A 20,900-nucleotide genomic window follows, 5' to 3' on the forward strand; every position below is an offset into this window, starting at 1 on the left:
TGGGTTGGCGATGTTTCTTATCAAATCAGGTCAGGAAATCTCGGGACGCGCCCGCGCCCTGGTGGCAGCGGTTGTGCTTGTGTTGGCACTGGCGGTGCCGTTCGGGCGGTTCGCCTGGGCCATAGAGACGACGGCGCGCGAGGCCCTGTTGATGGACTTCGACACCGGCACCGTGATGCTGGAAAAGAACGCGGAAACGCTGATGCCGCCGTCGTCCATGAGCAAGCTGATGACCACCTTCATGGTGTTCGAGCAGCTCAAGGCCGGGCGGCTGTCGCTGGACGATACCTTCACCGTCAGCGAGAACGCCTGGACCAAGGGCGGGGCCGCGAGTGGCGGGTCCACCATGTTCCTGGATCCGAACTCCTCCGTGCGGCTGGAGGACCTGCTGCGCGGAATCATCGTGCAGTCGGGCAACGATGCCTGCATCGTCGTCGCCGAGCACCTGGCGGGAACCGAGGACGCGTTCGCCGAGGCCATGAACCGGCGCTCACGCGAGATCGGCCTGACGCGCAGCATCTTCCAGAACTCCACCGGCCTGCCGCATCCCGAACACCTGATGACCGCGCGCGACCTGGCCACGCTGGCCAAGCGCATCATCACCGACTTCCCGGAGTACTATCCGTACTATTCCGAGAAGGAGTTCACCTACAACGGTATCACCCAGCACAACCGCAACCCGCTGCTGTACAAGAACATTGGCGCCGATGGGCTCAAGACCGGGCATACGAGTGTGGCCGGCTATGGCCTGACCGCGTCGGCCGAGAACAACGGCCGCCGCCTGATCCTTGTGCTGAACGGCCTGGAGAGCACGCGGGCGCGTACCGAGGAATCGGAACGCCTGATGTCGTGGGGCTTCCGCACGTTCGAGAACGTCGAGATGTTCAAGCCCGGCGCCACCGTCACCGAGGCGGAGGTCTGGTTGGGCCAGACGCAAACGGTACCGCTGGTGCTGCCGGACGGGCTGACGGTGACTCTGCCGCGCAATGCGCGGCGGACCATGACAGTCACCGTGCGCTACGAGGGGCCAATCCCGGCCCCCATCGAACGCGGCCAGGAGGTTGCGACTCTTGTCATTGAGGCGCCCGACATCCAGCCGCTGACGTTTCCCCTGCAAGCCGGCACGAATGTCGAGCGCATGGGAGTCATCAACCGGATATTCGCGGCCCTGCGCTACATCGTGGTCGGGCTGGCCATGCCGGATCCGGAGTCTTCGGCGGCGCCGGCCGGTGAGGGGACGTGACCCCGTGATCGAATGCATGACGAGCGGGACCCCATGAACACGCAACGTGGCCGGTTCATCACCTTTGAAGGGGGCGAGGGCGTCGGCAAGTCGACCCAGGTGCGCCGTCTCGCCGAGGCGCTGCGCCAGCGCGGCCGCGAGGTGGTGGAAACCCGCGAGCCCGGTGGGGCCGCCGGCGCGGAACGTCTGCGGGAGGTGCTGATCGACGCCACGGCCGAGTGCTGGGATCCCCTCTGTGAGGCCATGATCGTCTCGGCCGCGCGCCGCAACCATCTGCGCCACACCATCCGCCCGGCGCTTGAGCGCGGCGCCTGGGTGGTGTGCGATCGGTTCGCGGACTCCACCACCGCGTACCAGGGGTATGGTCACGGGCTCGGCCTGGATGTCCTGGAAACGTTGTACGATCTGGCGGCGGGACCGTTCGGTCCGGACCTGACCCTGGTCCTGACCATGGATCCGGAGACCGCCCTGGCGCGGGCACGCTCGCGCGGTGGTGTGACCCGGTTTGAGACTCTGGATCTCGCGTTCCACCATCGGGTCAGCCTTGGGTTTTTGGACATCGCGGCGCGGGAGCCGGAACGGTGCGTGTTGGTCGACGCGGCGGACGACGAGGCGGTGGTCGCCGACCGTGTCCTGGCGGCGGTCGAGGACCGGATCCAGGCCTGGGCCGCCGAGGCCGACGCGGTCGAGGGCAGGGACCTTTAGCGCGGCCCGGTGGGCGCGTCGCGACAGCAAGGGAAAGGTATGGCGAAGGGCGGGACGACCTCCAGCGACTCGTCGACCGAAGGGTCGGACGCGGCCGTGCCGCCGCGCGCCAACGCCCTGCTGGCAGGCCAGGCCGAGGCAGAGGCCGAGGTGCTGCGCGCCTGGGAGGGCGGGCGCCTGAGTCATGCCTGGCTGTTGACCGGCCCTCGGGGCATCGGCAAGGCCACGCTGGCGTTCCGCATGGCCCGGTTCATTCTGGCCGGTGGCGCGGTCGAGCCCGCCCAAACGGCCCCTGATCCCGGCCCCTCCCTGTTCGGGGACCCGCCCGCCCCGCCGGCGGGTCCCTCGGCGCCGTCCGGTGGCTTGGCGATGACCCCGGAGCACCCGGTGTTCCGCCGTGTGCGGGCTGGCAGCCACGCCGATCTGCGGGTGATCGAACGTGGTTCTTCGGACGAGAAGCAGGCGCAGCGGGACCTCGACGCCGGCCGCGAGCCGCGGCGCCGCGACGAGATCGTGGTCGGCGATGTGCGCGATCTCGGCGCCTTTCTGTCGCTGACGCCAGCGGAAGGCGGGTGGCGGGTCGTCGTGATTGATGCCGCCGACGAGATGAACCGCAACGCCGCCAACGCCGTGCTGAAGGTGTTGGAGGAACCGCCGCCCCGGTCCGTGCTGGTGCTCTTGGCTCATACACCGGCGCGGCTGCCGGCGACCATCCCGTCGCGCTGCCGCCGGCTGGCGCTGCGTCCATTGCCGCCGCCGGTGATGCGGGAGCTGCTGGCGACCTACCGGCCCGATCTGGAGGAGTCGGCGCGAGCGACCCTGATCGGCCTGGCGCAAGGCAGCATCGGCCGCGCGCTCGATCTGGCCCGCAAGGGCGGCCTTGACCTGTACGGCGATGTGATGGCCCTGGTCGCGCAGGCCCCACGCATGGACGTGGCCAAGTGCCACGCGCTGGGCGACCGGGTGGCGAAGGACGACGCGGCGTGGCACCTGTTCAGGGACCTGGTGCCAGGGTGGCTGGCGCGCCTCGGCCGGGTGGGCGCGCTCGGCGATCGGCCCGCCGGTGGTGTGGATGAGGGCGAGCATGCGGTGATGCAACGCCTGAGCCGGGCCGGCGCCCTTGATCGCTGGGTCACCGTGTGGGAAAAGACCAACCACCTGCTGGGTCGGACCGACGCCGTCAACCTGGACCGCAAACAGGCGGCCCTGGCCGTGCTGCTGCTGATCGACCGCGCCGCGGCGCGGTCGTAAGGGGTCTGTTGCGGTCCGCCCAAGACCTTCCGCCTCGGAGCCTGTCCCCATGCCGGGCCGCCCCCCGTACTACATCACGACGCCCATCTACTACGTGAACGACAGCCCACACATCGGGCACGCCTACACGACCCTGGCCTGCGACGTCATGGCCCGGTTCAAGCGGCTCGACGGCTATGACGTCAAGTTCCTGACCGGCACCGACGAACATGGCCAGAAGGTCGAAAAATCGGCCCAGGCCAAGGGGATGGACCCGCAGGCGTTCACCGACATGGTGTCGGGGAACTTCCGCGACCTGGCGGCCGCGTTGAACTTCTCCAACGACGACTTCATCCGCACGACCGAGGACCGGCACGTGCGCGCCTGTCAGGCGCTGTGGAAGGTTTTGCTCGACCGCGACGAAATCTACCTGGGCAGCTACGCCGGCTGGTACGCGGTGCGCGACGAAGCGTTCTATGGCGAGGACGAGCTGACCACCGGCCCGGACGGCAAGAAGCGGGCGCCCAGCGGCGCCGAGGTGGATTGGGTCGAGGAGCCCAGCTACTTCTTCCGCCTCTCCAAGTGGGCCGAACCGCTGCTGGATCTGTACGAACGCCGGCCGGATTTCGTGGCGCCAGACAGCCGGCGCAACGAGGTAATGAGCTTCGTCAAGGGCGGCCTCAACGATCTGTCCGTCTCGCGTACGACGTTCTCCTGGGGCGTGCCCGTGCCCGGAGACGACGCGCACATCATGTACGTCTGGCTCGACGCGCTGACCAACTACATCACCGCCGTCGGCTATCCGGAGACGGAGACAGGCGAGTACGCCACCCACTGGCCGGCCGACCTGCACATGGTGGGCAAGGACATCCTGCGCTTCCACGCCGTCTATTGGCCGGCCTTCCTGATGGCCGCCGGGCTGGAGCCGCCGAAGCGCGTGTTCGCACACGGCTGGTGGACCAACGAGGGGCAGAAGATCTCCAAGTCCCTGGGCAATGTCATCGACCCGTATGATCTCGTGAAGAGCTACGGCCTTGATCAGGTCCGGTATTTCCTGCTGCGCGAGGTGCCGTTCGGCAACGACGGCGATTTCTCCCACCGGGCCATGGTCAACCGCATGAACGGCGAACTGGCCAACGACCTGGGCAACCTGGCCCAGCGGGTGCTGTCGATGATCGCCAAGAACTGCGGCGGCGCGGTGCCGGAGCCGGGACCACTGACCGACGAGGACACGGGGCTGCTCGACCAAGCGCACAGCTTGCTGGAGACCGTGCGCGGCGCTTTGGACCGGCAAGCCTTCCACGAGGCGCTGGAGGCGCTGTGGGTTGTGGTGCGCGCCGCCAACGCCTACGTGGACCGGCAAGCGCCGTGGGCGTTGCGCAAGACCGAGCCGGCCCGCATGGCCACCGTGCTGTACGTGCTGGCCGAGACCATTCGCCATGTCGCCATTCTGATCCAGCCGGTGGTGCCGGACTCGGCAGCGCGGATGCTGGACCAACTGGGCGTGGCGGCGGAGGCGCGCGACTTCACCGCGCTGGGCGAGGGCGGGGCGCTGGTGCCCGGCACGCCGCTGCCCAAACCGCAAGGGATCTTCCCGCGCTACGTGGACCCGGAAACCGAGGCCTGAGCCATGCTGGTGGACAGTCATTGCCATCTGGACTTCCCGGATCTCGCCGAGGACCTGGACGAGGTGGTGGCGCGCGCGCGTCAGGCCGGCGTCGGCCACATGCTCACCATCTGCACCCACGTCACCCGGTTCGAGCGGGTGCTGGCGGTGGCGCGCCGGTTCGAGGATGTGGATTGCACAGTCGGTATCCACCCGCATGAGGCCGGCAACGAACCGGAAACCTCGGCCGAAGAGTTGATGACACTGGCCCAGGATCCGAAGGTGATCGGCTTCGGCGAGACCGGGCTGGACTTCTTCTACGAGCACAGCCCCCGCGACGCGCAGGAGCGCAGCTTCCGCGAGCACATCCGCGCGGCGCGCGAAAGCGGGCTACCTGTGATCGTCCACACCCGCGATGCCGATCCGGAGACCATCCGGATTCTGGAGGAAGAACAGGCCAAAGGGCCGTTCACGGGGCTCATCCATTGCTTTAGCTCAAGCCCGGAACTGGCTGAAAAAGCAGTGGAATTTGGCATGATGGTGTCGATCAGCGGCATCGTCACCTTCAAGAAGGCCGAGGCGCTGCGGGAGACCGTCCGCGCCATACCGCTGGACTATCTACTAGTAGAGACCGATGCGCCCTACCTGGCGCCGGTGCCGAAACGCGGCAAGCGCAACGAGCCGGCCTACACAGCGTACACGGCGGCGACCGTGGCCGAGGTCAAGGGGATCAGCGAGGCCGACCTGGCGCGAGCCACCACCGACAACTTCTTCCGACTGTTCACCAAGGCGCGCCGGCCGGCCGCCGTGGCGGCGGCGGAATAGCTTAGGCCGTGGCCGCTCTTCGCGCGACCATCCTGGGCTGCGGTGCCGCGCCGGGTGTTCCCAGCATTGCCAACGGTTGGGGTCGGTGTAACCCGGCCAATCCGCGCAACCGGCGCCGCCGGGCCTCGATCCTGGTGCAGTCGATGGGGCAGGGCGCGCCACCGCCGGTGCTGGTGGACACGACGCCCGACCTGCGGGAACAGCTCCTGGACGCGGGCGCGGCGGCCCTGTCGGCGGTGCTCTATACCCACGCGCACGCCGATCACCTCCATGGGCTCGACGACCTGCGGGAGGTCAACCGGGTTCTGCGCGGCCCCCTGGATATCCATGCCGATGCCGACACGCTGCGTGTGATCGCCGACCGCTTTCCGTATGTCCTGACATCGCAGCCGGAGGGTGTGCGGTGGATTTTCAAGCCGTTGCTGGTACCGCACACCGTCGATGGGCCGTTCGAAGCCGGCGGCATGAGCGTTGTGCCGTTCGTTCAGGACCACAAGGTCATGTCGACGCTCGGTTTTCGGTTCGACAACGGGCTCGCTTACAGCACCGACGTCGTGACCCTGGACGAGGCCGCTTTTAAGGCGTTGTCGGGGATCGACACATGGATTGTCGGCTGCATCAGCTGGGAGGCGCATCCGACCCACGCGCACGTCGCCCAGGTGATGGCTTGGGCCGACCGCATCCAGCCGCGACGCGTGGTTCTAACCCACCTGGGCCTGGGTTTGGATTACGAGACGCTGCGGCGGGAACTGCCGGCCGACGCCGAGCCCGCTTATGACGGCATGGTCCTGGACGTGCCGGGGTAACGAGGCTCCAATCTACTAGTAGATATCCGGGGCAATCTCATTGCCGTCGTTTTCCATCGCTTTACTATTCATAATATACATTATGCGACAAGTAGCCACGCGGCTGTCGCCCAACCCCTTGATATCCCACTAAGATGATCACGATGCCCTTGGCGGCAACGGCGGCCCGTCCCCGTCGCGCATCCCTTCGGCCACGGCGATGAAGTCGCGGATCAACCCGAGCGACCGGCGGCTGTGCAGCCAGACGACGGCCTCCTCCGCGAAACCATCACAATCAAACACCGGCACCACGCGAAAGCGCGTGTCCGGCGGCACGTCATGCTCAAGCACGAACGCCACCCCAAGATGGTTGGCCACCGCCTCGTGAACGGCTTCGCGTGTTTCCAGCCGCAGGACGGGTCTCGGCCGCAGGCCATGCATGGCCAAGGCCTGATCGGCGACCTTCTCCGTCATGGACAGGCCCAGGCGCATGATCAGCGGTTCGGCGACGACGTCGTTCACGGACACGGACTCGTGTTTGGAGAACGGATGGTCCGCCGGCACGAGCGCGGCCAGCCGATGGCGCCGGTAGACGATGTGATCAAGGCGGTCGTCGGCGCGAAACATCGGGGTCAGCGCGATGTCCGCTTCCCGGTCCAGAAGGCGCCGCAGGGCGTCCCCTGTGCTTCCCACCGCGACATCAAGCTCCACCTCCGGGTGCCGGCGCGAGAACGCGGCCACAACAGGCATGAAAACCTGTGGCGAGGCCGTGGCGATCCGCAGGACCTGAGGGACGACGTCCTCCCCTCCCCCCAGCAGCACGCCTGCGGCTTCTTCAAGATCATCGAGGTTCTGGGTGATACGGAACAGGCGCCGACCCAGGGCCGTCAACTGCACGCCGCTGGCCGTGCGCTCGAACAGGACCACATCGTGGTCCACCTCAAGGCGGCGGATCTGCGCGGTGATGGCGGGCTGGCTGACGGCGAGGCGCTGCGCGGCCCGGGTGAAACTGCCGGCCCGCGCGACGGCATTGAAGGCCTTGAGTTGTCCGAACGTGGCAACCAATGTCGGACCTATCAGAGTTTCTTGGGGGAGGCTTCGGGAGACGGGAGCGATCAGCCAAACCGTTGATCGGTCGGCACAATTATGCTCACACGCTCATTATAACAAATTATTATTTTGTTACACAGAACTATAACCTTTCGTTCGCGAAACTGTGATTTGATCTCGAGGCGAGCTCGAACAAGGGTGTCCCCCCACCGCGCTCGGCGGAAAACCCACGGCCGGCCGCCTCGCGTGTCTTGTTCTGACGCGAGCCACCGTATATCCGGGGGTAACACGACCGAGCCGCCTCATCCACCCGTGTCAGAGTTCAGGAGTCGCACGCGGCATGTCCGCTTCCTTTGTGTATCGTCGCAGCTACCGTGGGCCTGTTCTGGCCTGTGTGTTCGACTGGGCCGGCACCATGACCGATCATGGCAGCCTGGCTCCCACCGGCGCGTTCCAGGCCGCCTTCGCCGCGTTCGGCGTCGCCATCACCGAGGCCGAGGCGCGAGGCCCCATGGGTCGCGCCAAGCTGGACCATGTGCGCGATATCGGCGCCATGCCGGCGGTGGCCGACCGGTGGCAAAAGGCGCACGGCACGCCTTTCACCGAGCAGGACGCCCAGGAGGTCTATCGTGATTTCCTGCCGCGCCAGATCGAGGTGGCGGCGGCCCACGCCGACCTTGTGCCGGGCGTCGTGGAGACGGTCGCGGCGTTGCGGGCGCGGGAGATCGGCATCGGATCGACCACCGGCTACACACGCGAGATCATGGCGGCGATCCTGCCCTGCGCCGCCGCCCAGGGGTACGCGCCCGACGTGACCGTCTGCGCCGACGACATCACCGGCAAGGGCCGGCCGGCCCCGGGGATGCTGTTCCAGGCCATGATGACGTTGGATGCCTGGCCCCCCGCCGCCGTGGTCAAGATCGGCGATACCGTGGCCGATATCGAGGAAGGCCTGAACGCCGGCACCTGGACCGTCGCCGTGACCGACACGGGCAGCGAGATGGGACTGTCCCTCGCCGATTTCGAGGCCCTGCGTCCCGAAGAGCAGGCGGCGCGGCGACTCGCGGCCGCCGATCGGCTGACGCGAGCCGGGGCCCACTTCACAATTCCGGGCGTGGCCGACCTGCTGCCGGTGATCGACGCCATCGAGGCCCACCTGTCGCGCGGGGAGCAGCCATGAGCCCGACCGCCCTGCCCGCCTCCGCCGATGTCGTGGTCGTCGGTGGCGGCATCTGGGGTGCCGCGACGGCCGAGGCGCTGCGGCGCCACCACGGCGCCGACGTCGTGGTACTGGAGCGCGGCAGCCTGTCCGCCGCCACCACCAGCCACGGCGCCGCCCTGATGCCGCGCGCCCGTTCCTCCGCCACGCTGCGGGTCATGGTGCGCGAGACCTACGCGGCCATCGCGCACCTCGAATCCGCCCTCGACGAGGATCTCCAGCTTCACCGGGTCGGCGCGTTGCATGTGGCCTCATCGGAGGCCACCCGCGCCGCCCTTCAAGCGCAGGTGGACGCCGCCCATGCCGAAGGGGACCGCGCCGACTGGCTGACGGCGGACACGGTGCGCGCCAAGGTGCCGTGGATGACGGCCGATCCGGACTGGCGGTACGCCTTCTTCCCCGACGACGGGTTCATCGATCCGTACAGGCTGGGGACCGCCTACGCCCGCGCCGCCAAGCAGGCCGGCGCCGCCATTCACCAGGGGGTCGCGGTCACCGGCCTGACCCTGAATGGCCACCGCGTCACCGGTGTCGAAACCACGGCCGGGCGCATCGCCTGCGGCGTTGTGGTGTGCGCCGCCGGCCCGTGGTCGGCGCTGGTGGGGCAGTGGGCCGGCGCGTCTCTTCCCCTTGCGCCGGTGCGCAGCCACTACTGGATCACCGCGCCGGACGAACAGCGGTTCCCGCGCGATCAGGTGATGGTGTTCATTCCGGACGGCCGGTTCTACTCGCGTCCGGAGGTGGGCGGCCTGTTGTACGGCTTCCGCGACCGCGTGTGCGTGGCCGCCGATCCCCGCGTCTACCCGGCCGACCCGGCCGGGTTCGCTTTTGGACACGATGACCACGGTTGGGAGTCGCTGCACGAGGCGTTGCAGGCGTTCCGGCCCTATTGGGATGGGCTGGGCGACGTTCCGGTGGCGCACTACATCTCGGCGGCGTCCGGATACACCCCGGACGGCCAGTTCGTCATCGGCGCCTGGCCCGGCGTCGACGGCTTTGTCGCGGCCACCGGGTGTTCCGGCGCCGGCATTGCCGCCAGTGGCGGCGTCGGACGCGCGGCGGCCGCCCTGGCCGCTGGCGCGCCCGCGCCATGGGACCTGTCGGCGTTCCGCCCGGATCGGTTCGGCCCCGTTGATCCGGTCGACCCGGCGTTCCTTCAGCGGTGCGCCGATGCCCGCGCCAACAAGCGTGCCGGTTGACTCCCCCTCGCCCGCCTGTTCCCTTGACACTGACGTCGTGGGGGCGCGTGGGGGCGCGCGGACCCGGTGAGAGGGAGCGAGGCGCATTGTGATCGGTCTGCTGGGCGATAGCCTGTCGCGATACGGAAGCCTGCTCGGCGCGGCCATCCGCCCGCCGCCGGGCCGGCGGCGGCCGTCGGCACGTCGGCTGTTGGTCATGGTCGGGTTCGTGCCGCTGTTCACGGCGGCGCAGTTTGTTCACTGGGTGTGTTTGCTGCTGGACGAGATCCTGTTTCCGGCCTACCGGCGCGTGCCGGTGCGGGAGCCCCTGTTCGTGGTGGGCGTTCCACGGAGCGGCACCACGCTGATGCACCGAGTGCTGGCCCGTGACCCCAACCTGACGACGTTCAGCACCTGGGAATGCCTGGTGGCGCCCTCGGTCACACAGCGCAAGCTCGTGCGCGGCCTGATCCGCCTTGACGCGGCGATCGGACGGCCGCTGGCGCGCCTGTTGTCGCTGATCGAAACCCGCGTCTTCGGCGGACTCGACGATGTGCACCCCATGGACCTTTCGGCGCCGGAGGAAGACTACCTGGCCCTTCTGCCGGTCATGGCCTGCTTCGTGCTGGTGATCCCCTTCCCCACCGCCGAACCGCTCTGGGGCATGGCGACGGTGGACCGTGACATGCCGGCCGGCCGCAAGCACCGCCTGATGGCGTTCTACCGCCGTTTGCTGCAGCGGCACCTGTACGTGCACGGCCCGGATAAGCGCCTGCTGTCGAAGAACGCGGCCTTCGCCGGCATGGTCGGTGCCCTGCGCGAGACCTTTCCAGACGCCCGGTTCGTGCGTTGTCACCGCGATCCCCAAGCCGTCGTGCCGTCGCAGTTGTCGGCGATCCAGGGCGGCGTGTCCCTGTTCGACAGCGATCCGGCGAACCGTGTCTTCACCGCGCGCATGACCGACGTGCTGCGATCCTACTACGACAACCTGGATCGGCACTTGCCCCGAGCGGGCGGTGACCGGCACGTCGTGCTTGACATGGCGCGGTTCAAGAGCGACTTGGCGGCCACGGTTCGCGAGGTATACTCGACGCTCGGGCTGCCGCTGGCGGCAGCGTTCGCCGACAGCCTTGAGGACGAGGCGCGCGCGGCCCGGGTCTATCGTTCGCGCCACCGCTATGCGGCCCAGGACTTCGGCCTCGATGAGACGGCCATTGCGGCCCAGTTCGCCCCGGTCCAGGATCGGAGAGGGACGCACGGCCACGCTTCCGCTGCCAAGCCCATTGCACCGCCCGTACCCGCCGGACAGCAGGGGCCATGACGATGTCAAACGTATCCTCGCCCTCCGGCCCGTCGCGGGACGGACACAGCCAACATCGCGCCGACTGGCGCGTGGCCATCGTCACCGACGCCGAGCCTGAGCGAAACGGTGTCGGGGCGTACTACACGGATCTGGTCGAGCACCTGCGCGCCCATGTCGCTGAGGTCGATGTTCTGGGTCCAGGAGGAGACGGCAGCCTTGGCAGCGTGGCCCTGCCCTTGCCGGGCGACTCGACGCAGAAACTGTGGCTGCCGAACCTGGTCACGGTGCGCCGCCGATTGCTGGCCTTGCGGCCGCATGTGGTGATCGTGCCGACCCCTGGCCCCTGGGGCCTGCTGGGGGCGCGGCTGGCCAGCGGTCTCGGCGCCGCCCTGGTGGTCGGCTTCCACACCCACTATGAGAAACTGGCGGATTTGTACTGGAGCAGCGCTTTGGGCGCCATTCCGCGCTCGTACATGCGCATGGCGAACCGGTTCCTGTTCGAGCGCTGCGCGGTTGTTTTGGCCAACTCCCACGCCATGGCCGAGGCCGCCCGCGACCTGGGCGCGGAGGCGGTGGACCTGATGGGGACGCCCATTCCACGATCGTTCATCGACCCGGAACCGGCGCCGTTGCGCGACAGTGTGTCCCGCGTCGTGTTCGCCGGCCGCCTGGCGCCCGAAAAGAACGTCCAGACGGTGGTCGACGCCGCTCGCGAACTGCCCGACATCACCTTCACCATCGTCGGGGACGGGCCGATGCGGGCCAGCCTGGATGAGCAGGCCGGTTCGCTGCCCAATCTGCACCTGCCGGGATGGGTGCCCCGGTCGCGTCTGCCGGCGACACTGGACGAGAACGACGTGCTGGTGCTGCCCTCGCATGTGGAAAGCCTCGGCACCATCGCCCTGGAGGCGCTGGCGCGGGGGCGCAACGTCCTGGTCTCCGGCGAATGCGGCATCACCGAATGGCCGATGCTGGACCGCGCCCTGTTCCGCATCGGGGACGGCGAGACGGTCGCCCATGCGCTGTCGCGGGTGGCCAGCCTCGACCCAACCATCCGCCGACGCAAGGCCGCCATGGGGGCCGAGGGCGCACGGGAGATGAACGCCTGGGCCATTCAGGGCTGGCTGAACGTGCTGGCCAACCATGCCACATCGAAAGGTGACGCGTGAGCAGCCGGTCCGCCCTCGGCGACCGCGCGGTCGTGTCCATCCATGACGTCATGCCAGGCTCGATGGACCGCGTCGCCGAGATGCTGGCCCTGCTGGACGGCCACGGCGTTGGCGGTGTGGACCTTCTGGTCGTGCCCGGACTGGACTGGCGGCCGGACCAGATCGCGCGACTGCAAGCCTGGGCCAAGGCGGGGCACCGTCTCGCCGGCCACGGCTGGACCCACAAAGCCCCCCGGATCAACGGCCCGTGGCATCGCCTGCATAGCCTGCTGATCTCCCGCGACGTGGCCGAGCATTTGGCGCTGGACGCCGATGGGATCGCCGACCTTGTCACGCGCTGCCATGCCTGGTTTTCAGCCCATGACCTGCCCTCGCCCGAGCTCTACGTCCCGCCCGCCTGGGCGCTCGGGGCAATCCCGCGCGCTCGGCTGCGCGCCCTGCCCTTTCGGCGCTATGAGGTTTTCAGCGGCCTGATCGACGCGGACAGCGGCCGCTGGCGCTTGGTCCCCATGGTCGGGTTCGAGGCCGATACGCTGGTCCGCGTCGGCCCGGTGCGGGTGTGGAACGCGATGAACCTCGGGCACGCGGCCTTCTGGAAGACGCCTCTGCGGGTGGCCATCCACCCGCACGACCTGTCCTATCGCCTGGCCGGAGACCTGCGCCGGTTGATCGCACGGTTGGGAGACCAGCCCCAAGCGGCGTGATCAGGCGCCCGGATCGTATTTCGCGCAAAAGGCCGCGATATCGAGGCGCCGGAAGTCCTCCAGGGCGTCCTTGATGGCCTCATGTGACCAGTCCCACCAGCGGATGCGGTGCAGCGCGGCCTCGATGTCCTCCGGAAACCGCCGGCGAAGCGGCCGCGCCGGCACCCCCGCGACAATGGTGTAGGCCGGCACGTCTCGCGTCACCACCGACCCGGCCCCCAGCACGGCGCCGTCGTCCACCGTGACGCCCGGCATGACAAGCACGCCGTGGCCGATCCACACATCATGGCCGATGACCACCGGAGCGCTGCGCCGCCATGCAAAAACGCTGGGGTCATCCGCGCCAAGGTCGAACTGCGCCGCGCGATAAGTGAAATGGTGTTGCGTGGCCCGCTCCATCGGGTGATTGCCGGGATTCAGGCGACACTGGGCGGCGATCGAACAGAACTTTCCAATGGTCGTGTAATCGGCCTGCCCATCATTACAGATATAGCTGTAGTCGCCCAATGTGACCTCGTTCAGGACGACGCGGTCCTGTATCTCGGTCCACGCCCCGAGCGTGCAGTTTCGAGTAATAGATGTAGGGTGTACCGTCGGTTCTTGGGACAATATATTGGGCATGGCAGGCGTTTCCGCGTGATCTGGGAAAAAGGCCGTTCCGGCGCAGGGGCACTATAGCGCACCCCTCCACCAGGGCGACAGCAGGTTCTATGACACTTCAGTGTCAGAAATGTTTCCCTACAGTTATTTGTGCATGTCGAGACGATGAAGTTGTCGCCGCGCGGGGTGCCAAGGCTTTATTTTCGCCGCCGCCTTGTTAGTCTCCGGCTCGTTCGAACCGCGCTGGCGGCCACGTGCTGACGCACAAGGGGCTGCCGCACAAGGGGGACGCGGTTTCGACTCCCGGGCCAGGAGGGACCGAAACACGAGGCGATGTCCGGCCTTCCGGACCGGCCCCCCCGCGCCTGACAGAGAGGTACTGAATGCGGGTCATCGAGCTTCGAAAGGCCTTCGGGTCCGTGGTCGCCGTCAAGGGGGCCTCGTTCGACGTCCCGGGGGCCCAGATGATCGGGATCATCGGCCGCTCCGGGGCCGGCAAATCCACGCTTCTGCGGATGATCAATCACCTGACGCCGGCGACCTCGGGTCAGATCCTGATCGACGACCGCGACATTCTGACGCTGCGCGGCAAGGATCGCCACGCCTGGCAGCGCGACTGCGCCATGATCTTCCAGCAGTTCAATTTGGTGCCGCGCCTGGACGTGCTGACCAACGTCATGCTCGGCCGTCTGAACCGCCACGGCACCGTGCGCAGCCTGCTGAAGATGTTCAGCCGCGAGGACATCGCCCGCGCCCTGCACGCCCTGGAACGCCTGGGCATCGCCGAGCAGGCCATGCAACGCGCCGAGGACCTGTCCGGCGGCCAGCAGCAGCGCGTCGCCATCGCCCGCGCCCTGTCGCAGGAACCGCGCATGATCCTGGCCGACGAGCCGATCGCGTCGCTCGATCCGATGAGCGCGCAGATCGTCATGACCTCGTTGCGCCAGATTCACGAGCGCGACGGCCTGACCGTGATCTGCAACCTGCACACCCTGGACACGGCCCGCACCTATTGCGACCGCGTGATCGGAATGCGGGCCGGTGAGATCGTGTTCGACGGTCCCGCCCATGCCGTGACCACCGATGTCGCGCGCGAGATTTACGGCGCCGACGACTCGTTCGACGAAGGGGTGACCTCGACCTCGCTGAACGACCCCGCCAAAGCGTCGGACGCCGTGGCCTACCTGCGGCCCGCCGAAGCGGCGGCCGGCGCCTGAGTGTTCCTTTCGGCCCCGTGCCTCCCGCACGGGGCCGTTTCTTGCCCCATCCCGAGACTTCAAGGAGGGTCCCGTGAATCTGTCCCTGTCCATCAAGGCCGTCGCCTGCTCCGCCGCCATCCTGGCGGCCGCCACCACCGTCGCCCAGGCTCAGGACGAGTCCATCGACGAGTTCCGCATCGGCATCCTGGGCGGCGAGAACGCCTCCGACCGCCTGCGCTCCAACGAGTGCCTGCGCAGCAAGGTCGAGGAGCTGCTGGGCGTCGAGACCAAGCTGTTCGCCCCGGCCGACTACAATGGCGTGATCGAGGGCCTGATCGGCGGCAACCTGGACCTAGCCTGGCTGGGCGCCTCGGGTTACGCCAAGACCTACCTGGAAGACCCGAACGCGGTCGAGCCGGTGCTGGTCAAGATCAACGTCGACGGCAGTTACGGCTACCACTCCATCGGCTTCGCCCGTGCCGACAACGGCATCACCTCGCTGGACGACATGGAAGGCAAGGTCTTCGCCTTCGGTGACCCGAACTCCACCTCCGGCTACCTGATCCCGTCCATCGAAATCCCGCAGAAGGGCTACAGCATGGAGCCGGGCGAGTACTTCGGCGACGTGGTGTTCTCCGGCGGTCACGAACAGACCATCGTCGGCGTCTACAACGGCGACTACGATGGCGGCGTGACTTGGGCCGACGGCTTGGGCGAGTGGGAAGACGGCTTCAACAGCGGCGCCTTCCGCAAGGCCGTCGACGCCGGTCTGGTCGACATGACCGAGCTGGTCGAGATCTGGCGCTCGAACGTCATCCCCGAAGGCCCGATCGTGCTGCGCCAGGGCCTGCCGGCCGACGTCAAGGAGAAGGTCACCGCCTTCATCGACGACCTGGTCAATATCGACGCCGAGTGCGCCTACGGCTTCATGGCCGGCGAGATCAAGGACATCGACCCGATCACGCATGAGGCGTATGTCAGCGTGATCGAGGCCCGCAAGGCCAAGATGGGCAACTAAAGCCCAGCCTGTCCCGTCCTGGGGGGGGGCGGTCCGCCCGGACCGCCCCCCGGTTCCGTTTCGCCCCGACTGGCAAGTTCAACCGCCATGACGTCCCTCACCTACAGTTCCGACCAACACGCCAGCATCGTGGCCCAGGAACAGCGGCGACGGCTGTATTCCTTCCTGACGATCGCGGTGGTGGCGATCATCATGGTCTCCGGCTACACCGAGGCCGAGTCCATGAATTCCGGCGGATTCATGCATGGGCTGCGCCAGTTCTTCGACTACCCGGGCGACGTGATCGAGGAAGCCTGGGCCGCCGGCTGGGCGTTCTGGGGGATCGTCTGGCGCTTCATTCCGGCCTTGATCGAGACGCTGAACATCGCCGCCACCGCGACCATTCTTGGCGGGTTGTTCGCCACCATCTTCGCCTTTCTCAGCACCCGAAACCTGGATGTCTGGCCACCGCTGATCCCGGTGTCGCGCCGCCTGATGGACATTATGCGCGCCTTCCCCGAGTTGATCCTGGCGCTGTTCCTGATCTTCGTCCTGGGCGCCAGTTCGGTCCCGGCCATGATCGCCGTCGCCTTTCACACCGTCGGCGCGCTGGGCAAGCTGTTCAGCGAGGTCAATGAGAACATCGACCGCCGCCCGGTGGAGGGTCTTCAGGCTGTGGGCGCTGGGTGGCTACAACGTTTGAGGTTCGGCGTGCTCCCGCAGGTGCTGCCGAATTACACGAGCTATTTCCTGATGCGCTTCGAGATCAACGTGCGCGCCTCGGCCATTCTCGGCTTCGTTGGTGCCGGCGGTCTCGGTGCCGAACTGCGGCGCACCATCGGCTGGGGCAGCGGAGAGGAGACCGCCGCCCTGCTGCTGCTGCTGTTCCTGTCCATCATGATCATCGACCAGGTGTCCGGCATGGTCCGGCGTAGCCTGGTATCCGGCAACCTCCTGGCCCGCAAGGTGCTGGTATGACCGCGACCACGACGCCCTACGACCGGGACGCGCTGCTGGACCGCCATGCCGGCGCGGTGCGCCATACCGTGCGCGGCAGTCGCGCCGCCATCGCCTGCCTGATGCTGGTTCTGGCCTATCTCATCTACGCTTGGTTCGCGTTCGACATCCCGCGCCTGATTGCCACCGCCGAGCCGCAACGGGCCGTTCTGCTGGCCACCGACTCGGTGGTCCACAAGGTTCACGTCACCAAGGGCCTACGCAACCCGGGATTCGAGGTGGCCGTCGAGGGCGAGCGCACCGCCACCTACGAAACGCCGCCACCGTGGGTCGAAGCCGATGCCAACGCCGAGCAGGTGTTCATTGATCTCGGCGACGGCTACACCGTCAGCATCGACGGCACACAGGTCACCATGACCGGGCCGGAGACCGAGCCCATCCGGGTCACTCCCGGCGAGGACGGGGTGAGCATCGCCTACAGCGGTGACAAGCCGGACTGGGTCCGCGAGGGCTACAACGTGCAAACGGAAAGCCTCGTCAAGTTCGACGCCCGGCCGACCATCGACAAGCGGGTACAGGTGACGCGCTCCAAGATCGAGGTGCACCGGTACTTTTTCGGGTGGGAACACTTCTTCTTTCCGTTCGACTCGGAGCTTCATGGCCGGTCCCCCGGTGACCTCGTCGACCTGGCGTTTTCCGACGAAAGGCTGGATCCCGAACAGTCGAACCTCTCGCTGATGTTCGACACCTTCTGGCACAACAAGGAATGGCAGCATCGCGCCGTCGCCATTGCCTTGCTCGAAACCGTGCTGATGGCCGTGCTGGGCACGTTCACGGCGGCGTTCGTCGGCCTGCCGCTGGCCTTCGCCGCCGCCCACACCTTCAACAAGGTCGGCGTCGTCCGCTTTGCCCTGCGCCGGCTGTTCGATTTCCTGCGCGGCATCGACATGCTGATCTGGTCGCTGATCTTCATCCGCGCCTTCGGCCTGGGGCCGTTGACCGGCGCCCTGGCCATCGCCTTCACCGACACCGGCACGCTGGGCAAGCTGTTCTCCGAAGCGCTGGAGAACATCGACAAGAACCAGGTCGAGGGTGTCCAGGCGACCGGCGCCAACCGCTGGCAGCGCTACCGCTTCGGCGTCATCCCCCAGATCCTGCCGGTCTTCGTCTCCCAGGGTTTGTACTATCTGGAATCCAACATGCGTTCGGCGACGGTGATCGGCGCCCTCGGTGCCGGCGGCATCGGCCTGATGCTGGTGGAGACCATGCGCACCTCGCGCGACTGGGAGAACACGCTGTACATCATCATCCTGACCATTCTGCTGGTCGTGGCCATGGATGCGGTGTCGGGCTGGCTGCGGCGGCGGCTGATCCAGGGGTGATACCAAGCGACGGAAATCGTGACACGGTTTCCAGACCATCGGCACGCGACCTTGGGAGATCCCTCGCGTCCTAACGGACGCTTCGGGATGACGTATGTAATTGTTTTTTAAAGAAAATCGTCATCCCGAGCGAGCGAAGCGAGCCGAGGGATCTCCCGCGTCGGCACCGCGCCCGGCGAATGGGGAAGAGTCATTGCTTCGGTCCGCTGGTATGAGTCCGCGCGCTCATCCGCGCGTCAGGATCGCCGCGAGGTCCGTCCACGTCTCTCCCGTCGACGCCAGCAGCAACTCGCCATCGCGCCTGGTCGGCGCATACGGCGTGCCGTCGATCAGCCGCCCGACGCCGCCGGCCTCCAACAGCATCAGCACCCCGGCCGCGTGATCCCACGGCATCAGCCGGGAAAAGGCGGCGAAGTGATAGCGACCGTCCAGCAGACGCAGATAGGCATGGGCCGCGCTGCCCGGGTAGTGCAGGCGCCGCACCCGCCCCTTGAGCGCCTTGCCGCGCCGGCCATAGGCACAGCCGTGCAGCGCGCCAAGGCGAACCGGCTCTGGCCCCAGGCGGGCGGGACGGCCGTTCAGTGTGACGCCGCCACCCTGCTCGGCCGCGGCCAGGCACTCGCCCACAGGGTCCAGGATCCAGCCGGCCACGGTCTGCCCCCGGTGCACCAGGGCGACGACCAGCGCGAACGTGGGCTCACCCCGCGCGAAATTGCCGGTGCCGTCCACCGGATCGACCACCCAGACCGGCGCGTCCCCACTCATGCGGTCGAGAACGGAGGGATCGGCGAACACTCCCTCCTCGCCCACCATCACGGACCCCGGCAACAGGTCCGGCAGCCGCTGTCCCAGCACCCGCTCGGCCTCCAGATCGGCCCGCGTCACCAGGTCCTGGGGGGAGGTTTTGGCGCGAATGTCGGCATCAGAGAGGTTGCGGAAGCGGGGCAGGACCTCGGCCGCCGCGACCTCGCGCAGGATGTCCGCCACGGCGGCAATGGAAATCGAAAGCACCATCAGGGCTGTTTACGGCAAGGGGGGACGGGTCACAAGCGCCGGCCGGCCTCACCCCTGATACAGATCCCGGTCGCGGCGGTAGGTCTCGCACAGGTCGGCCAGGCGTTGCGCCGCCGCCGGGTCGTACGCCGCCTGTTGCATCAGCAGGCGGACCGCGAACGCGGCGAAAGCGACCGCCTCGCCCTTGCCGCGCAGATCGGTCGCGGCGGCGATCTCATCCAGGTAGTCGTGGACGAGTCCCCGCGCCATCACGTTGAGTTGGCGCTTCACCAGATGGTTCTTGCCGCGCCACCGGCGTTGCGACTCCGTGCTGGCCATGGGTCCCCTCGCCCGCCGCCTTCGCTGCGCCCAGTCTACTAGTAGATCGCACGCGCACGCAACGCTCAGGGCGCCCAGGCCCCCGACGCCACCGCGTCAGAAGGCGCCGGCTCGGCCGGATCAAGGCCCAGGCGGCGTCGCAGCCGCTCGGCGTCTGGCGGGTCCAGGCGAACCCGCAGGTGAACCCCCGCCTCGTCGTCGCTGCGCGCCAACACCTCGCCGCGCCGATGGACCCACGCGAACGTGGCACCGTCGGCGGCATCCAGGTCCACGTCCATCTCGACACGTCCGGCCGCCAGGGTCCGGTCGATGGCCGCCACCAGATCGTCCATGCCGTCGCCCGTCACCGCCGAGACCGGAACCTGCCGGTGGCGTTCGCGAAGGGACGCGGTCAGCCGCGCCCGCCCCTCGCCGCCCAGCCGGTCGATCTTGTTGTGCGCCTCGATGAGGCCCGCCTCCACGGCGGCGCCGACATCCAGTTCGCGCAACACAGCCTCGACATCGGCCTTCTGGGCCTCGCAATCGACGGCCGACACATCCCGCACGTGGACGATGACGTCCGCCTCCATCACCTCTTCCAGCGTCGCCCGGAAGGCCGCGACCAGTTCGTGCGGCAGGTCGGACACAAAGCCGACGGTGTCGGAGAGGATCACCGGCCGGCCGGACGGCAACGTCAACCCGCGCATGGTGGGATCGAGAGTCGCGAACAGCATGTCCTTCGACAGCACGTCCGCCCGGGTCAGTCGATTGAACAGGGTCGACTTGCCGGCGTTGGTGTAGCCCACCAGGGCGACAATCGGGTACGGCACCCGGCGGCGCGCGGCGCGGTGCAGTTCGCGGGTGCGAGTCACCTCCTCCAACTGCTTGCGCAGGTGGACGATGCGTTCGCCGATCAGCCGGCGGTCGATTTCGATCTGCGACTCACCGGGGCCGCCGATGAAACCCAGGCCACCGCGCTGCCGCTCCAGGTGGGTCCAACTGCGCACCAGGCGGCTGCGTTGGTAGGACAGGTGCGCGAGTTCGACCTGCAACTGGCCTTCCCGGGTGCGCGCCCGTTCGCCGAAGATTTCCAGGATCAGCCCGGTGCGGTCGATCACCTTGCACGACCACGCACGTTCAAGGTTGCGCTGCTGAATGGGCGACAAGTGATTGTCGATGATGGCCACCTCAATCGCCTCGGCCCGGATCAACTCCCCGAGCCGTTCGACCGCGCCACCGCCCAAAAGGGTGCTCGGACGCGGCTTGGTGATGGGCACCACTTCCGCTGCGACCACGTCCAGGTGGATGGCGCCGGCCAGGCCGACGGCTTCCTCCAATCTGGCGCCGGGATCGCGCGTCTGACCGGCTCCGGCCGCGCCGCGCAGATGGGGATGGACGACCAAGGCCCGGGTCGGGGCCGGCGGCCCCTCGTACTCG

20 protein-coding genes are annotated in these 20,900 nt (G+C 67.8%); 15 read left to right on the forward strand and 5 right to left on the reverse strand.

Annotated elements, in window-relative coordinates; translation table 11 throughout:
* The first annotated feature begins 73 nt into the window (after window positions 1-73).
* The 6 genes from Q0309_RS16255 to Q0309_RS16280 are packed head-to-tail and all read left to right on the forward strand — an operon-like array spanning window position 74 to window position 6,415.
* Entirely contained in the window at window positions 74-1,243 is a 1,170-nt protein-coding gene (locus Q0309_RS16255; protein WP_366940648.1) for a D-alanyl-D-alanine carboxypeptidase family protein, read from the forward strand.
* Between the two features lie 33 nt (window positions 1,244-1,276).
* Window positions 1,277-1,948 (forward strand): dTMP kinase, encoded by a 672-nt coding sequence (gene tmk, locus Q0309_RS16260; protein WP_299443607.1) that lies wholly within the window; start codon window positions 1,277-1,279, stop codon window positions 1,946-1,948.
* Window positions 1,949-1,987: 39 nt separating this feature from the next.
* On the forward strand, window positions 1,988-3,199 hold the full coding sequence (locus Q0309_RS16265) for a DNA polymerase III subunit delta' (RefSeq protein WP_299443610.1): 1,212 nt from the start codon (window positions 1,988-1,990) through the stop codon (window positions 3,197-3,199).
* Window positions 3,200-3,248: 49 nt separating this feature from the next.
* The gene (gene metG, locus Q0309_RS16270; RefSeq protein WP_299443613.1) at window positions 3,249-4,805 is read left to right on the forward strand and encodes a methionine--tRNA ligase; all 1,557 of its coding nucleotides are present in this window, start codon (window positions 3,249-3,251) and stop codon (window positions 4,803-4,805) included.
* Window positions 4,806-4,808: 3 nt separating this feature from the next.
* Window positions 4,809-5,609: a TatD family hydrolase gene (locus tag Q0309_RS16275; protein WP_299443616.1), complete on the forward strand. Its 801-nt coding sequence runs from the start codon at window positions 4,809-4,811 to the stop codon at window positions 5,607-5,609.
* Window positions 5,610-5,617: 8 nt separating this feature from the next.
* A complete protein-coding gene (locus Q0309_RS16280; protein WP_299443619.1) occupies window positions 5,618-6,415 on the forward strand; it encodes an MBL fold metallo-hydrolase in 798 nt (265 codons plus the stop codon).
* Between the two features lie 138 nt (window positions 6,416-6,553).
* Here Q0309_RS16280 and Q0309_RS16285 read toward each other — a convergent pair whose 3' ends face one another.
* On the reverse strand, window positions 6,554-7,459 hold the full coding sequence (locus Q0309_RS16285; RefSeq protein WP_299443621.1) for a LysR substrate-binding domain-containing protein: 906 nt from the start codon (window positions 7,457-7,459) through the stop codon (window positions 6,554-6,556).
* A 325-nt stretch (window positions 7,460-7,784) separates the two neighbouring features.
* Between Q0309_RS16285 and phnX the strand changes: the two genes are divergently transcribed.
* The 5 genes from phnX to Q0309_RS16310 all read left to right on the forward strand — a co-directional run bounded on the left by phnX (window position 7,785) and on the right by Q0309_RS16310 (window position 13,017).
* A complete protein-coding gene (gene phnX / locus Q0309_RS16290) occupies window positions 7,785-8,624 on the forward strand; it encodes a phosphonoacetaldehyde hydrolase (RefSeq protein WP_299443624.1) in 840 nt (279 codons plus the stop codon).
* The gene (locus Q0309_RS16295; protein WP_299443627.1) at window positions 8,621-9,862 is read left to right on the forward strand and encodes an FAD-dependent oxidoreductase; all 1,242 of its coding nucleotides are present in this window, start codon (window positions 8,621-8,623) and stop codon (window positions 9,860-9,862) included. The genes phnX and Q0309_RS16295 overlap by 4 nt, the downstream gene beginning before the upstream one ends.
* 88 nt (window positions 9,863-9,950) lie before the next feature.
* Window positions 9,951-11,162, forward strand: coding sequence for a sulfotransferase (locus Q0309_RS16300; RefSeq protein WP_299443630.1), 1,212 nt, complete (start codon window positions 9,951-9,953; stop codon window positions 11,160-11,162).
* Window positions 11,159-12,313, forward strand: a complete 1,155-nt coding sequence (locus Q0309_RS16305; RefSeq protein ID WP_299443633.1) for a glycosyltransferase — start codon at window positions 11,159-11,161, stop codon at window positions 12,311-12,313. The genes Q0309_RS16300 and Q0309_RS16305 overlap by 4 nt, the downstream gene beginning before the upstream one ends.
* Window positions 12,310-13,017 (forward strand): polysaccharide deacetylase family protein, encoded by a 708-nt coding sequence (locus Q0309_RS16310; RefSeq protein WP_299443637.1) that lies wholly within the window; start codon window positions 12,310-12,312, stop codon window positions 13,015-13,017. The genes Q0309_RS16305 and Q0309_RS16310 overlap by 4 nt, the downstream gene beginning before the upstream one ends.
* On the opposite strand, the gene Q0309_RS16315 is transcribed toward Q0309_RS16310, so the two are convergent.
* Complete coding sequence (locus tag Q0309_RS16315) at window positions 13,018-13,638, reverse strand: DapH/DapD/GlmU-related protein (protein ID WP_299443640.1); 621 nt, start codon at window positions 13,636-13,638, stop codon at window positions 13,018-13,020. It abuts the gene before it with no gap.
* A 362-nt stretch (window positions 13,639-14,000) separates the two neighbouring features.
* Here Q0309_RS16315 and phnC point away from each other — a divergent pair, with 362 nt between their 5' ends.
* The 4 genes from phnC (at window position 14,001) to phnE (Q0309_RS16335) (ending at window position 18,152) form a co-directional block, all read left to right on the forward strand.
* Complete coding sequence (gene phnC / locus Q0309_RS16320) at window positions 14,001-14,834, forward strand: phosphonate ABC transporter ATP-binding protein (RefSeq protein ID WP_299443643.1); 834 nt, start codon at window positions 14,001-14,003, stop codon at window positions 14,832-14,834.
* A 73-nt stretch (window positions 14,835-14,907) separates the two neighbouring features.
* On the forward strand, window positions 14,908-15,834 hold the full coding sequence (gene phnD, locus Q0309_RS16325) for a phosphonate ABC transporter substrate-binding protein (protein ID WP_299443645.1): 927 nt from the start codon (window positions 14,908-14,910) through the stop codon (window positions 15,832-15,834).
* 87 nt (window positions 15,835-15,921) lie between these two features.
* Complete coding sequence (gene phnE, locus Q0309_RS16330) at window positions 15,922-16,791, forward strand: phosphonate ABC transporter, permease protein PhnE (RefSeq protein WP_299443647.1); 870 nt, start codon at window positions 15,922-15,924, stop codon at window positions 16,789-16,791.
* Window positions 16,788-18,152, forward strand: coding sequence for a phosphonate ABC transporter, permease protein PhnE (gene phnE, locus Q0309_RS16335; protein ID WP_299443649.1), 1,365 nt, complete (start codon window positions 16,788-16,790; stop codon window positions 18,150-18,152). Before phnE (Q0309_RS16330) ends, phnE (Q0309_RS16335) begins: the two co-directional genes overlap by 4 nt.
* 225 nt (window positions 18,153-18,377) lie before the next feature.
* On the opposite strand, the gene Q0309_RS16340 is transcribed toward phnE (Q0309_RS16335), so the two are convergent.
* The 3 genes from Q0309_RS16340 to hflX form a co-directional block, all read right to left on the reverse strand.
* Entirely contained in the window at window positions 18,378-19,166 is a 789-nt protein-coding gene (locus tag Q0309_RS16340) for an inositol monophosphatase family protein (RefSeq protein WP_299443651.1), read from the reverse strand.
* A 48-nt stretch (window positions 19,167-19,214) separates the two neighbouring features.
* Window positions 19,215-19,484 carry a hypothetical protein gene (locus Q0309_RS16345; protein WP_299443653.1) on the reverse strand — a complete coding sequence of 90 codons (270 nt, stop codon included), beginning with the start codon at window positions 19,482-19,484 and terminating at the stop codon, window positions 19,215-19,217.
* 65 nt (window positions 19,485-19,549) lie between these two features.
* The gene (hflX, locus tag Q0309_RS16350; RefSeq protein WP_299443818.1) at window positions 19,550-20,866 is read right to left on the reverse strand and encodes a GTPase HflX; all 1,317 of its coding nucleotides are present in this window, start codon (window positions 20,864-20,866) and stop codon (window positions 19,550-19,552) included.
* Window positions 20,867-20,900 lie beyond the last annotated feature (34 nt).

This window comes from uncultured Rhodospira sp., assembly GCF_937138205.1.
GTDB lineage: Bacteria > Pseudomonadota > Alphaproteobacteria > Rhodospirillales > Rhodospirillaceae > Rhodospira.

Coding starts and splice junctions, on each gene's coding strand:
- tmk (WP_299443607.1), top strand. CDS start 1,277: ATGAACACGCAACGTGGCCGGTTCATCACCTTTGAAGGGGGCGAGGGC.
- Q0309_RS16265 (WP_299443610.1), top strand. CDS start 1,988: ATGGCGAAGGGCGGGACGACCTCCAGCGACTCGTCGACCGAAGGGTCG.
- metG (WP_299443613.1), top strand. CDS start 3,249: ATGCCGGGCCGCCCCCCGTACTACATCACGACGCCCATCTACTACGTG.
- Q0309_RS16275 (WP_299443616.1), top strand. CDS start 4,809: ATGCTGGTGGACAGTCATTGCCATCTGGACTTCCCGGATCTCGCCGAG.
- phnX (WP_299443624.1), top strand. CDS start 7,785: ATGTCCGCTTCCTTTGTGTATCGTCGCAGCTACCGTGGGCCTGTTCTG.
- Q0309_RS16295 (WP_299443627.1), top strand. CDS start 8,621: ATGAGCCCGACCGCCCTGCCCGCCTCCGCCGATGTCGTGGTCGTCGGT.
- Q0309_RS16305 (WP_299443633.1), top strand. CDS start 11,159: ATGACGATGTCAAACGTATCCTCGCCCTCCGGCCCGTCGCGGGACGGA.
- Q0309_RS16315 (WP_299443640.1), bottom strand. CDS start 13,638: ATGCCCAATATATTGTCCCAAGAACCGACGGTACACCCTACATCTATT.
- phnC (WP_299443643.1), top strand. CDS start 14,001: ATGCGGGTCATCGAGCTTCGAAAGGCCTTCGGGTCCGTGGTCGCCGTC.
- phnE (WP_299443647.1), top strand. CDS start 15,922: ATGACGTCCCTCACCTACAGTTCCGACCAACACGCCAGCATCGTGGCC.
- phnE (WP_299443649.1), top strand. CDS start 16,788: ATGACCGCGACCACGACGCCCTACGACCGGGACGCGCTGCTGGACCGC.
- Q0309_RS16340 (WP_299443651.1), bottom strand. CDS start 19,166: ATGGTGCTTTCGATTTCCATTGCCGCCGTGGCGGACATCCTGCGCGAG.
- Q0309_RS16345 (WP_299443653.1), bottom strand. CDS start 19,484: ATGGCCAGCACGGAGTCGCAACGCCGGTGGCGCGGCAAGAACCATCTG.